The 14914-nt window shown below is 36.9% G+C and carries 5 protein-coding genes; 1 reads left to right on the forward strand and 4 read right to left on the reverse strand.

The features are described from left to right. Positions 1-361: 361 nt before the first annotated feature. On the forward strand, positions 362-11134 hold the full coding sequence (locus tag AAC084_RS18255) for a T9SS type B sorting domain-containing protein (RefSeq protein ID WP_339841695.1): 10773 nt from the start codon (positions 362-364) through the stop codon (positions 11132-11134). A 119-nt stretch (positions 11135-11253) separates the two neighbouring features. Here AAC084_RS18255 and AAC084_RS18260 read toward each other — a convergent pair whose 3' ends face one another. Genes AAC084_RS18260 through AAC084_RS18275 form a run of 4 tightly spaced genes read right to left on the reverse strand, consistent with a single transcriptional unit; the run spans position 11254 to position 14910 of the window. Continuing rightward, complete coding sequence (locus tag AAC084_RS18260) at positions 11254-11886, reverse strand: Pycsar system effector family protein (RefSeq protein ID WP_339841696.1); 633 nt, start codon at positions 11884-11886, stop codon at positions 11254-11256. A gap of 7 nt (positions 11887-11893) precedes the next feature. After that, positions 11894-12547, reverse strand: a complete 654-nt coding sequence (locus AAC084_RS18265; RefSeq protein ID WP_339841697.1) for an NAD(P)H-hydrate epimerase — start codon at positions 12545-12547, stop codon at positions 11894-11896. A gap of 2 nt (positions 12548-12549) precedes the next feature. Continuing rightward, positions 12550-13284 (reverse strand): hypothetical protein, encoded by a 735-nt coding sequence (locus tag AAC084_RS18270; RefSeq protein WP_339841698.1) that lies wholly within the window; start codon positions 13282-13284, stop codon positions 12550-12552. Positions 13285-13296: 12 nt separating this feature from the next. Then, positions 13297-14910, reverse strand: coding sequence for a glutamate synthase-related protein (locus tag AAC084_RS18275; protein ID WP_339841699.1), 1614 nt, complete (start codon positions 14908-14910; stop codon positions 13297-13299). Positions 14911-14914 lie beyond the last annotated feature (4 nt).

The raw sequence follows: 14914 nt of genomic DNA on the forward strand, positions 1-14914 counted from the left end.
AGTTTAGAATATACCTATTAATAATAAGGATAAGCAATTAGATGGTATTCATAAATCTTGGCTAGAAAATGGAAGACTTTACCTTGATTTTTAAGTAAAAAATAGAAAGCGTTATGGATTACAAAATAAATGAATTTTAAAACCCAATTAATGGATTTAAATCATATTAAAAGAAACTCCTAGTGCAACGTCTTTTATAGAGGTTTTAGTTCATTCTTTAATGATTCTATAAAAATCTGTGAAACCATGTAAAACACAGAGTTAACCACATTTTTGAGCATGTCCACAACATAACATTTTAAGATTCCATTTACTTCAATAGTTTAGCCTTCTAATACCCCCCACCTAACAACGCTAAATAATGTCAACCAAACTTGTTGAAAAGCCCTCAAAAAAGTTCATTACACTTCTTTTATTACTTGCTTTTGTTAGCATATCTCATGCGCAGCTGTCAGTCCCATTTGAACCGAGATTACCTGGTGGTAATATAAAGGTAAAAGGAGATCTAGTTTATGTTGCTAACAATATTGTCAGTGTAAGTAGCAATCCTAATGTTGCTTATAATGGTAGTTCTAGCAACCAGAATGTTTATATGGACTATATAGATATCGATGGAGACGCAAATACCTTCAGTTCTAGTATTGCAGAATTGAACGCGCCATCTTGTTCGGCGGTTGTTTATGCCGGACTGTATTGGGGAGGAATCTATCGTGACACCAATAGAGGAAATGGATATAAATCTGTAAAATTTAAGACTCCTGGTGGGTCTTACATCGATATTGGGCCTAATAGTAATTCTCAATTTGAATACGAACAAATATATGATAAGGACGGTGACCGAGATGGTGACGGATTTACAGATCCAGGTGTAATCGATGTAGATTACTTAAGTGGTCAAAACATGACCTCATATCTTAACTATGCTAACGTAACCCATTTACTATCTGGTTTGGTAGACCCTAATGGCGAGTATGCCGTAGCAAATATAGTAGCATCTACTAACGAAAAAAATGTCAGTGCGGGTTGGACCATGGTCGTTATTTATGAAAATCTTAATTCAACCAGCAAGTACATCTCTACTTTTGACGGCTATGCAGCCATGGGAAGCACTTATAAAGAAGTAAGTTTCCCATTCGGTGGATTTAAAACTGTACCAGCACCACTACCCGTTAATGCCGTAATTGGGGCAGGAACTATGGATGGAGACAGAATTACTGGCCCTAGCATGCGCTTTAGAGCAAAACCAACGGATGGCTGGACCTATTTGAGCGATGCCATTAACCCTAGCAATAACATTTTTAATAGTACTATAAGTAATTTAGGTAGTTGGGTAGACACAAGAAACCCAGCAAGTCATAATACCTTAGGATGGGATGCCGATATTTTAAAACTTAAAAACCCTGATAATTCAGTATTGCCCAATGACCACGATAATGGCGAAATACTAATAAGTACCTCTAGTGAAGGTGTTATACTTTTTCTAACTACCGTCGCCGTTGAAATCATTGATCCAGACATTCTGGTTGAAAAAAAGGTTGAAGATTTAGCTGGTAATGATATTACTGGTGCAGGTGTATTGCTCGGCGAATCTTTGGAGTATGTTCTTCGTTTCTGGAACCGCGGTAATGACAATGCCACCAACTTTACAATTCGTGATGTTCTTCCTGAAAATGTTGAAATAGAGAGTATTGACCTTGACAAGGCTCCAGGTACTACAACAACTATTAATCCTTCCGATTCTCGAGAAATAACATTTAATATTCCTGATGTATTAGTAACCAAAGAAAGTAACACCTACGAAATACGAATAAAGGTTAAGGTTTCTAATGATTGTCATGATTTTGTGACTGCATGTAGTTCTACTATCAATAACACTGCATATTCAACTTATAATGGAGTTACCAGTGGACAAACCATATCTGATGATCCAAGTGTATCTAATGTGAGTAGTTGCGGCTTCGTGACACTGGGAGCTACCAATTTCCTTTTAGATGACCTTACAAATTGTAGTTTTGAAAACGAAATTCAAATCTGTGGAGACAAAACAGAACTCAATGCAGGAGCAGGATATGACACATATACCTGGTATAAAGATTTAAATAATAATGGACAGTTAGATTCAACGGATACTGTTTATAGTGATAGTGACCCTGATAATGACCCTACAACGGTATTGGTACAAGAAACAGGTCAATATTTAGTAGTAAAAGAGTCTGCCTCTTGTGGTACTAATACAGAAATCAATATAGTAACTCGTTTTGGTAATACTCAGATAAACCCCATAATCAATTATTTCAACACTTTAAATGGTGATGCAAATTTTACCAACGATATACAAGGAGAAATAGTTACTTGTTCAAATGATAATTCAGAATTACCTAAACTATTCCTTTGTGGCACAAATGACACACAAGAAATACTGCTTAATATAACCGATGCTCTTAAAATATCATGGCAGAAACTGAATGAAGGAAGCTGTAGTATTATAAATCCAGATTGTCCAAATAACCAAATTGGATGTTCTTATTCAGAAGTAAATACCGGTAACGGATTTACTGTAAATACTGAAGGCCGCTATCGACTGGTAATCTCTTACTCTGGTGGTTGTAACAGTATCTTTTATTTTGATGTTTTCCAGAACAATCTTGATTTTGACTATGATAGCGAAGATATCTTTTGTTCCACAGATGGATTTATAAGAATAAATAATGTTGGTTCTGGATATGGTTATCAGTTAGTAGATACTGATTCAGATTCAGTAGTAGTATCTTATTCTGCCAAGAACGGTCCAAACTTTACAATTTCGGATTCTGGTATCTATCGTGTTGATTTCACTCAGTTAGATCCATCTACAGGCGAGCCTATAGAAGGAAGTTGTGTTTTTAGCACTGAAAATATTGGTGTCGAAGACATGAACCTTACACTTAATCTTTCAAAAGAACCCGTTACTTGTATGAGTCAGGGAAGTGTAAGACTACAAATGGGGCAAGGTCGAGCAAACTATCATTATCGACTTTATAAAGACAATGGTTCTGGAGCTCCAGGTATACTCGTTGATGATGAATTGGCCCAAATAAGCAGCGACATATCTTTTAATGGACTTATAGCCGGAGATTATGTTGTGGTGGTCAGTACCGATGATGACTGTGAAGTAACTGAAACATTTACAATTATTGAAATTCCTGACCCACAAGTAAGTGCGGTAACCACAAAACATATATCGTGTACTGATGGTCTTGTTACCCTAAAAGGAACAAAAGGTTCTCCAGATCCATCCTACTTATATGCGATATGGGAAAAAAATGGCAGCTCCTCTTACACTAAAATTTCAGACATTCCATCTAGTGAATTTCAACGTGACACCATCGCTCCCGGAGTTTTTAATTTTACTTCAGGAGAAGAAGGTACCTATCGTTTTGTGATAGTTGACGGCAATAATTGCTGGTCCCTTTCCAATGAAATCACCATTAATGATTTAGGTGACCTAAGCATAGCCACACCAACTATAGATTCTGAGGTGAGGTGTGAGGGTTCAAGTACAGGTCAAGTTACAATGAATGTTTCTGGGGCACAAACTCCCTATATATATTCAATTAATAACTGGAGCACACAACAGAACGATCCTACTTTTGTAAACTTGTCCCCTGGCACATACACCGTTAAAGTAAGAGGTACAGATGGGTGCGAAGGTGAATTAGACTTTACGTTAGATGATCCTGAATCCTTTAAAGCCAATGCAGGTGTTTCAAGCACGGGTACTTGTGATGTCAATGAATATTCTGAAGTTCGTTTTACCAATGTTGAAGGCGGTACAGCACCTTATCAGTTTAGTTTTGACGGAGGAAGTACATTTATTGTGGATGACCCCATGAATTCTAGTTTAAGAACTAAACAATTACCTTCAGGAAGCCATATTTTAATCGCTAAAGATTCTAGAGGTTGTGAAATTTCTATACCTCTTACTATTGACCAAGTGCCTCCGATACCGGTCTTTGATACAGATTTAGATTATGATTGTGAAGGTAACGGTGACATTATAGTTACTTCCAACCAAACTATTTATAACTATGTATACACTATAAATACTACTCCTACAGTATCGGTTACAGATGGAATATTTGCTGGTATAGTACCTGGCACATATAATATTACGGCTGAATACACAGAAAACAACCCACCTAACCCTAGTGTACTTCTTCTTGAAGATTTCGGTAGTGGACCTACAGTTGATAGCGATTTTACTGTGGGCTACACTTATGAAGATCAAGCGGGCAGCAACAAATATGTAAACGATTTCGAATATTCTGTCACTAGCTATATCGTTTCTCCATTTAGTTCATGGCTACGCCCAACCGACCATACATCGAACGGTACAGATTCGAATGGCCGTTATTTGGTCATCAACGTAGGTTCACCAAAACCAGGACAGGTTATTTATCAAAAACCGATAGTAGATATTATCCCTAATCAAGATATGAGAGTATCTTTTTCAGCTATCAACTTACTTAAAAGTGGTGGACAATTAGACCCAAATATTTATGTTCAAATGCGTATTCCTGGTACCGGAACGGTAGTTGGGGAAGTACAGACCAATGATATTCCTAAAAATAAAGATTGGAATTCCTATGAGTTTTCCATGAACCCTGGCTCCAATACTGAATTAGATTTCACTATCATTTCCAAAAAAATTGGAAATAGTGGAAATGATGTGGCCATCGATGATATTTTAGTAGAACAGATTCCACAATCTTGCCCTAGAATAATGAATATCCCCGTGGTTATCGAGGATGGAAAAGATTTTGAAACGAGCATAATCGGTTATACGAATGTAACCTGTAATGGTGATAATAACGGCTCCATTTCATTTGATGTAGATAATTTTGACGCCAATAACGGTTTTGAGTATTCTATTGATAGTGGGAGTAATTGGATTTTATCTAAAACATCTCCGGTTACAACTGCCAAAGTACTTTCGGCAGGAACACAAAGTGTATTGGTTAGAAAGGTAGATGATACATCTTGCTCTATAACCTTGACCCAAATTATTGCTGAACCCGATGCAATTGTAATTAATACAAGTATTGAGCAAAATCCTACATGTAGTGATCCTACCGGAACAATTAAAGCAGCAGTTACGGGTGGCATCCAAACATACGAATACGCATTAGAAGATGATTTAGGTAATACATTGGTTGCCTTTCCAAACAGCACTGGTGCAACTTTTAATGGATTAACTACAGGAAAATATGTTATCGTTGTTAAAGATATTAATGATTGTTTTGAAAAAAGTGCTGTGGTTTCCATAAATGCCCCAGTAGCACTTACTTATAGTTCAGTCTACACGAGTTGTTATGATGGGGGCAATAATGCCACAATTAAACTTAATGCCGATACAGGTAGCGGCGGATATCTTTTTCAATTAAATGGAGGTCCATGGCAAACGCCTACTCCATCTACATCGAATACGTATACTTTCGATGGTTTATCAAATGGAATATATACCGTTAATGTTAAAGATTCTTATGGATGTGATGGAGGAGTTACCACAATCACCATCGACTCACAACTTTTGGTCAATATATCAAAAACGGATGTAAGCACGTGTGCAGATGGCGCAATAGACGTGACTGCATCTGGTGGCAATGGAACTCTCGTCTACGCATTGGTTCCAAAAGGTGACACCGCGACGACAAGTGATTTTATTACCTCAACTAACTTTTCGATTGATAATGCCTTGGCCATAGCAAACCTAACAGGATTTGATTTATACGTACGTGATAACAACGGTGCCTCATCATTTTGCGAAGTTATTGTAGCCAATATTATTGTGAATCCCGCAGTGGAATGGGAATTAAGTGTTACTCCAAAAGACCCAGACTGTAATGGCGGTAATGGAACCATAGTTGTCGATATTCAAAAATTAGGGGGAGGAAGTCTATCCACCTCAGAAATAACTCAAGCAGGACCATTTACCTACTTTCTATATGAAGGTGGAAGTGAGATTGCTTCTGTTTCAAACCTGTCTGCAGTTACCAATACTTTCAACAATACTCCGGCTGGTACTTATGAAGTACGCGTAACAGATGGGTTGGGATGCACTGTTATAGAATCTACTATAGCTATTGTAGACCCACCAGTACTTACCGCAGAGGTCGAAACAGATTTCACCACAGGTACTTGTACTCCGGCTTTTGGATTTAAATTTAAAAATTACCCAACCGCAGGATTGAGCGGAACTCTTGAATTTAGTCACGACAATGGAGCTTCATGGAGAACCACTGATACTTTTGATGATTTGGGCCTTACTTCTGGATATGAAATTCAACCATCGATTAGAACAGTAGATGGTAGTGGTAATACTTTATGCAGGTATAACTTGCCACTTTATACCTTAACCTATCCTTTAGATAACCTTGATATTAACATACTACCCATTATTGTAGATTGTAATCAACTAGTGGTGAAAGTTCAAGGAAGTCAAGGTAATGCACCGTACGTATATACCTATACCGAGGATCCTATTAATTTTGACCCCGGTACAGCATCTTGGACCGTGACCCCACAAGGCATAAACGACCCTTATGAATTTTCGGGTTTAACACCTGGTAGAAGCTATACGTTCTATGCAAAGGATGCAAGTAGTTGTGTTCGTGAAAGTCTTGAAAACGTAAATGATTTGGTGAATATCCCTATTGACATTACTTACAATGTTATTCCAAGTTGTAGTGATGCAACTAGTGGGTCTATCACTTTTACGATAAATCCAGATACTGCTGAACCAAACATGAGATGGGAACTTTATGAAGTAGGTGATATAAACCCTACTTTATTTAGTGGAACTGGAGCATCTGCTGAAAATGTTGCGTATTCCTCTACAATTGAGTTTTTAAACCTTCCGGTTGGCAATTATTATATTGAAGTCACTCAAGTAAATAGTACCATGGCAGATGCATGCCACGGGGGAAGCGAAAACATAGAAATTGAAAAACAGCTTCCTATTACAGCAACCGTAACTGAAACAAAGGAAATTGGCTGTAACCAAACCGGACTCATATCTGTAACCAATATTAATGGAGGTACTGCTCCATATACGTTTGATATAACTGGACCAGCCGGATTTACTGCTATTACTGCAACATCGCAGAACCCTATTGAAATACCAGCTAATTCTCCAGCAGGTAATTATAATGTTACAATAACCGACGTTTATGGTTGTACAACAAGTGCTCCGTATACCGTTGCTATGACGCTCACTCCAAACCCAATTATTACTGATATTCAAGTGGCAAATTGTGATGGTAATATCGAACTTACCATATCTGCAACTTCCCTTGTAGGAAACCTTAGATACGCTATTGTAGCAACAGGCGGTTCAACCCCTACTTCATTCTTAAACAATGGAGGAGTTTTCACTGGAGTAACATCGGGTGATTATGATATGTATGTTATTGATGGTAATGGTTGCTCTACAGCTCATACGACGTTTACCGTACAACCTGCCTTACAAGCAAATGTTAAATTGACCAAATTTCTAGACTGTTCGGCACCCCAAAATGCCATCATAAAAATTGAAGCGCTACAAGGCTCGGGAGTATATGAGTATTCGGTTGAAGAAACCACTTCATCTACCATGTTCGTTCCTAAAACAACCATGGGAGGAAGTTCTATTGAATATCACCCTACAGTTGCTGGAACTTATGAAATAAAAGTTTTTGTTGATGCTACCACAGACCATGAAGCTTGTGAAAGAATATTTACAATTGTAGTTGCTGATAGAATTGAACCTGAGTTTTTGGCTACGCCTACAGATGTTAGTTGTAACGGTGCAAATGATGGTCGTATAACCATTACACAAACGGATAATGGAATTTCGCCATTGACTTATGAATTATTAGATAGTGCTCTGAACCCTATTCCATCGGCAGATTTCACCTATGACAGCGCTACAAGAAGTTTTCAAGGTTTAGCTCCAATCGATTATGTAGTTAGGGCCACCGGAACAAATGGTTGTAGTAAAAATTCTTTTGTTAAATCAATTGATGAACCAACAGCAATTACTGTAAACATTCCTGCTACTGATGTAGTACAATTTGGTTGCGAAGCAGGAAATAATTCAGATTATGCTTCAATCATTGTGAACTCCGTAGCAGTAATTGGAGGTGCCGGAAATTATGTACGATATGAGTTTGTCGACGCTTCTAACAATGTCATTCAAGACGGAAACAATAATAAATTCTTTATAACCAATTTAGCAGGCGGAGCCTATACTATTAATGTATATGATACTGCCGGATGCATGGGTACCACAACTGCAATCATCAATCCTTTTGATGAATTACAAGATGCCGATATAGTAATTGATGATGAAATTTCATGTGCCAACAATGGTGAAACCATAACCATTACAGCAAATGGTACACTGTCCGATTCTTTAACTGCCGGACACAATTATAGTTTTGAAAATGTGGCCACAGGAGACACCAACACAACAGGTATGTTTTTAGATTTAGAAGTTGGTATTCATGCTTTCAGAGTAACTAATACAATTACTAATTGTTCCATTACGGTAACCCAAACTGTTGAAGAAATAGAAGACTTCGATATAAATGTAGTTAAAGATAGTGCCGTGGTTTGTGCAGGAGATACGAGTCAGAACCATTTAGAAATTACAGGAGGATATTCTGGTAATTTTGATTGGACTGTATGGAATGCAAATGGTACGCTTTCTGATATAAGTGATGACACTAATGTTTCTAATGGAAGCGGAACTGCAACTATAAGTGGTAATATAGATTTGCCAAAGGGAACTTATCGTATCGCTGTTGAACAAATGGACTTTCCGTATTGTACCGAAGAAACGATGGTCACCATTGGTGGTGCAGATACAGCATTAGATGCTATTATAAGTGAAATCGGGAATGCTTCATGCTCAAATAACCAAGGAAGATTATCTGTGAAGCCTACCGGTGGAATAGCACCATATACTATCTATATCCCTTCATTAGGTTTAACACAAAGTGACATTTATAGTTATGTTTTCACAAACTTATCTAGCGGAAATTATGCCATAGTAGTTACCGATGCAGCGGGATGTACGAACACTACCTTAAGCGGTACTATTCTTACAGTCGACCCATTGATTGCTGATATTAATCCTGCAATTCAAACTTTAAATTGTATTGGTGATGCTGATGGATCTATTACTGCAACACTTACTTCGGGCGGTGTCGGAATAGTTATGTACAGTATAAATTCTATTGAAAACGGAATGATTATTTCCACGTCTTCCACACAAACTTCAGCCACTTTTGGTAGTTTAAAATCAGGAAGTTATAGTATCAATATTACAGATGATGCTGGATGTATCTATACAACATCAGAGGTTATAATTAATGATCCTATACCTGTCGTAGGTAGTTTGGTTGTATCCACCTCATTAACATGTGATGAAGATGCCCAGTTGACACTTTCAGTAGATGGAGGAACTCCTTTTGCCGGAAATGTGTATCAATTTAGTACTACCGAAACAGGCCCGTTTACTGATATGAACGGAGGCAATACCCATGTATTCGATATTGCACCAAGCACAATTCCTTATAAGTATTATGTTCAAGATACGAATGGTTGTACTCCGACACTAACCAATACAGTTACTATTAACGACATAATACCGTTAACAGCTGAATTGGACTTGAACGGAGCCAATATAAATTGTAACGGAGAAAGCACAGCATCTATTTCGGCAAGAGCTTCTGGCGGACTTGGTGATTATATATACGGTCTATACTATGATAGTGCCATGACACAAGCAGCCACGCCTACCAATACTTTAGGTTATTTTGAAAGTCTACCCCTAGGCACTTACTTTGTAGGTGTAACTAGTGGAGATTGCGAATGGGTTTCAACAAGCATTGAAATATCTGAACCGACCCCACTAGTTGTTACAAGTGAAGTTACAGATGTTACTTGTATGGGAGCTGATGATGGTGTAATCGCTTTATTGGTAACTGGAGGAACCGAAACATATCAATATGCTATTTCACCAAACCTCAACCAATTTGATGATGAAAGTACATTCACTGATTTGGCTGCCGGAGTTTATACCATCATCATCCAGGATGCAAAAGGGTGTTTTGAAGTGCTTGAATTTAACATTGATGAGCCAAATGAATTAACGTTTACGACCACTACAGAAGATGAAGTTTGTTTTGGCAGTGAAGATGGTAGCGTAACACTTGATATTCAAGGAGGAACAGCGCCTTATAGTACTAGCCTAAATTCAAATGAGGATAGTGATTTTGAGGAAGGCATAATGAGTTATGGCGATTTACCAACAGGTACTTATTTAATTTTTATTAAAGATGCTAATGGTTGTATGATAAACGATGTGTTTACTATAGAATCTGGAGTTAATTTAGCAGGTACGGTAGAGTTAATTTATGAATGTGACGGGAATTTGCCAACAAATTATCTGCACATTGAAATGGAAGACCAGTCCGTAGTCTCTGAATTGATGTATAGTATAGATTCGAACGATTCTAATGATTTGGAACTAAATTCAGATTTCAACAATCTAACACCTGGACAACATACACTTACCATTGCCCATTCTAATGGTTGTATTAATACGTTTGATTTTGTGGCAGAAAAATTCGAACCGATTACTTTGCAATTGAGTAATTATAATATAAATGAAATAACGGCCGAAGCTTTAGGCGGAAATCCAAACTACACCTATCAGATAAATGATGGAATGGTAACTGATGAAAATATATTCTTTATTAATAGAACGGACACCTACAGTGTAACAGTAACTGATGAAAATGGTTGTAGTGTTACCCATGAGATTTTCATGGAATTCATTGATATTGAAATACCTAACTTCTTCACTCCTGATGGTGATGGGCTTAACGACTTATGGAAACCAAAGAACCTTGAAGTATTCCCAAATATCACTATTTCCATATATGATAGGTATGGAAGAAAACTATACAGAATGATTCAAGATTCAGAAGGTTGGGACGGACTTTACAATGACTCTAATCTACCACTTGGTGATTATTGGTACATTATTAAACTCAACGGAGATGAAGATGCTAGAGAATTTGTAGGGCATTTTAGCCTGTACCGATAGATATTTGGATTTCTTTGAAAAGTGAAACATTAATAACAAACAAGGGTTGTAACTTAATTTGTGATATAACCCTTGTAATTTTTTAATCTTGAAAAAGATGTTTTAATTTATAATGTACACTATTTAAATAAATCTCCAAACATAACATGGCAGGCGATAAAACCAATGACTGCCAAAACTATACCGACCAAGAATACATGAAAAGAGGTTCTTAGTAATTTGAACTTTCTGTCAATAGTTTTTCCTAAATGAAATGTATCCTTTGCTATTGTGTTATAAAGCTCATCACCTTTATACATTAAACTGGTAAGTTCCTCTGTATACTCTTCTTCATTCATAGTATTAAAATTTCCATAAAACAAAAGGTTGTTGTTACTCTTTTTACCATGTGTAAGCTCTGGTCTTGTTGCAAATACAGCATACCCAATAGAAATTAGGTTGGTAGCCAGCATAATAGTAGCAGGAAAAATTAAATGCGGGTCTTGGTTCAATTGGTTAAGTACAGTGCCTATTGTAATAGAAAGTATTAGTGCATTGATGGAAATCAAAATATTAGATTTTCTGTCAATCATTGTATTTAAGGTATACTGGTTTTTAGATACCAAACGAAATAATGTTTCCGCACCACGTTCAGAGCGAGGCTCTACTTTTAATAGTTTCTTTTTAAGTTCTTTTAACTTCTCTTTATCAATACCCAATTCATCTCTCAGTTGTTTATCAATTTCTTTGGCTTCTTCCTTAGCGTTTTTCATATGTTGGTTATAAAGCTATCAATTGATTTTCCGTAAAACTGGGCATTTTTATATTAAAATGCTCATAGACAGCTTTAGGAATTCCTAAATCAGCTACAAACACTTCTACCCCATTTGGTAATTTTTCTAAAATAGTTTTTGGCGCGGCTAAAGTCATCACTTGATTCGCTTTAAACCCGGCTAGTTCACCATCCTTAGAAATACCTACTGGAATATCTAAAGAAATTTTAAAGGCAGATGAAGCATTTGCTTCATTAATCTTTTCTATAAAACTAGCAGATAAAGGCAACCGTTGAGAAAAGCCCAAATAGGCATCTACCCAAATATCTGTCCTCTTTGGTATACCTTCTTTTACGCCAAACAACAAAGCACGTTCTAATTGTGCTTTTGGTAAATCTTTAGTTATCGGCACAGCCAAATCTAAATTCACATTAAATCCCCAAGCCGTAAGTCTGCGTGCCGCCACTAAACCTCCACCACCATTGTTGCCGTTACCAACACCAATGGTTATTACGGAGTTTTTAAGTGCCTTCTTAGTCACTAATCGTGCGAGTTGTAAACCGGCATTTTCCATCATTAGTTCAATGGACAAATTCAGTTTCTCAACTGCCCAATAATCCATCTCTTTAAAGGCTTCTAAGGAAAGACTCGTGACTTTCATAGTTACTTTTTATACGTGTTTATAGCTTCTATAAAAAACTGAATTGCTTGTGCTTCACTTACTTTTAAAGCTGGTAATACCGCGCCTTTAAATCCTTCATTTTTCCATTCACCTAAAGAAAGCGTATCGAAGTTAGACGTATCTATGCCATTATGACCGTGGTAACCGCTAATATAAAAATAATGTTCGTTAATCATATCATCTGGTACGGCTAGCCCAAAACCTACTGCCAAGTCATTATTTAAACTTGCGTAAGCACCAGAGTCAAAATGATGAGGCCAAACACGAACATCCGATTTTAATCCTGTATCGCTAAGTGTTTTCTCTAAACTTGTCTGAGCCAAAATTCTTAGAGCAGCTAGCTCTTTTAATTCTGATATATTCAATTTATACTTAAATGCATTATCAATTGTATAGGGTAAATCGTAATGAAAGTCATAGGTATATTTCTTCCCTAAAAATGCATCGGCAGTTCTAATTAACCATTCCAATACTTGTTGATGTGTTTTGCCATCCAACGGAAAAGATGCATTGTTTTTAGGTGAAATCCATTCTAAAGAAAAGGTTTTGTAATTTAAAGCAATTACATCTCCGTTCGATGATAAGGGGTGCGTTTCTAATTGTTGTTTATCAATTGAAAAACCCAGGTTAGTATGACTATCATCATCCTGCTTATCAACAAAACTTATTCCTGCAGCGGCTAAATATTGCGCTGCTAAGTGCATCATTTTTTTCATCTTTTTATGTTTTTAAGCATTACTACCTGCGTAGTTTATTCCTGTTAGTTTGTGCATATCGTAATTAAAAGTTGACAAGTCATCAAAATTAAATTTAGAAACATTATCATGACCGCAAGCCCTTGCCACTACTTTAATTAGGTTGTTTGTAGCATCAAAATAATTATGTAATTGTTTTGCCGAGGAATCGATTATCAATCTGCTTCGCAAAGACTCTTTTTGTGTTGCAATACCGACGGGACAATTATTACTACCACAAGCACGCATACCCAAACAACCAATAGCCTGTAATGCCGAATTGGACACTGCAATAACATCTGCACCTAACATTAATGCTTTTGAAAAATCTTCTGCAATTCTTAAACCACCGGTAATTACAAGTGTTACTTCTGTTGCTCCAACTTTGTCTAAATATTTACGAGCTCTTGCCAAGGCCGGTATTGTTGGAATATTAATATTATCTCTTAAAATGGTTGGCGCAGAACCCGTACCACCGCCTCTACCATCCAAAATAATATAGTCTACACCTACATCTAGTGCAAACTGAATATCTTTTTCAATATGACTAGCGGCAATTTTAAATCCTATAGGAATACCACCTGTACGTTCTCGTACTTGTGCCGCAAAAACCTTAAAATCTTCAACGCCGTGAAAATTAGGAAAAGTTGCTGGTGATATTGCTGTCTCTCCTTCTTTTAACCCTCTTACCTCTGCAATCTCTTTACTTACCTTAGCACCTGGTAAATGTCCGCCTGTGCCTGTTTTTGCCCCTTGTCCGCCTTTAAAATGAAATGCTTGTACATTATCTAACTTATCCCAAGTAAACCCAAACTTAGCGGAAGCTAATTCGTAAAAATACTTACTGTTGTTTTCTTGTTCTTGAGGTAACATTCCACCTTCACCAGAACAAATACCGGTGCCCGACATTTGCGCACCTTTAGACAATGCAATTTTTGCTTCTCTAGAAAGTGCTCCAAAACTCATATCACTAACAAACAAAGGAATATCTAAAACTAAAGGTTTTTTAGCTTTAGGACCTATAACTATTTTTGTTGCCACATCATCTTCATCTAGCAATGGTCTGCTTGCCAATTGTGCTGGTAAAAACTGAATATCGCTCCATTTTGGTAACGTGTTTCTATCCACTCCCATAGAAGCTGAAAATCCGTGATGCCCTAAGTTTTTTAACCCATTTGTAGCTAATTCTTTTATGTAACCTGTATAAAGTTCCGTTTCTTCTGGATGGGTATCGGCATAAGCACCTAAATAAGCATCTCTATTAAAAGGTTGTGGACTATCTTTTAAATAGGTATCAATTTCCTCTTCATCTATATAAAGATTACCTGACTCTATTTTAGTAGTAAACTTGTGTAAAACCTCTTTATTATTATATTCGGAAACACCTGTATCATATCTATAATCCCAACCATGAACACCACAAATAAGATTATGACCGTCCATATGACCGTCTGACATTAAGGCTCCTCTGTGTAGACAACGCCCGTAGAGAACTGAAATATCATCATCGAACTTTATTATAACTAAATCTAAACCATTGACTAAAGCGTGTTCTGGTTTTTTGTTTTCTAAAGAGCTTACTTGGGCAATTATAATTGGTTTTTTCATGGAA

The sequence above is a fragment of the uncultured Maribacter sp. genome, from assembly GCF_963977385.1.
Taxonomy (GTDB): Bacteria; Bacteroidota; Bacteroidia; order Flavobacteriales; family Flavobacteriaceae; genus Maribacter.

Bases quoted from the DNA above. Each gene is read 5' to 3' on its own strand.
- AAC084_RS18255 (WP_339841695.1), top strand. From the start codon at position 362: ATGTCAACCAAACTTGTTGAAAAGCCCTCAAAAAAGTTCATTACACTT.
- AAC084_RS18260 (WP_339841696.1), bottom strand. From the start codon at position 11,886: ATGAAAAACGCTAAGGAAGAAGCCAAAGAAATTGATAAACAACTGAGA.
- AAC084_RS18265 (WP_339841697.1), bottom strand. From the start codon at position 12,547: ATGAAAGTCACGAGTCTTTCCTTAGAAGCCTTTAAAGAGATGGATTAT.
- AAC084_RS18270 (WP_339841698.1), bottom strand. From the start codon at position 13,284: ATGAAAAAAATGATGCACTTAGCAGCGCAATATTTAGCCGCTGCAGGA.
- AAC084_RS18275 (WP_339841699.1), bottom strand. From the start codon at position 14,910: ATGAAAAAACCAATTATAATTGCCCAAGTAAGCTCTTTAGAAAACAAA.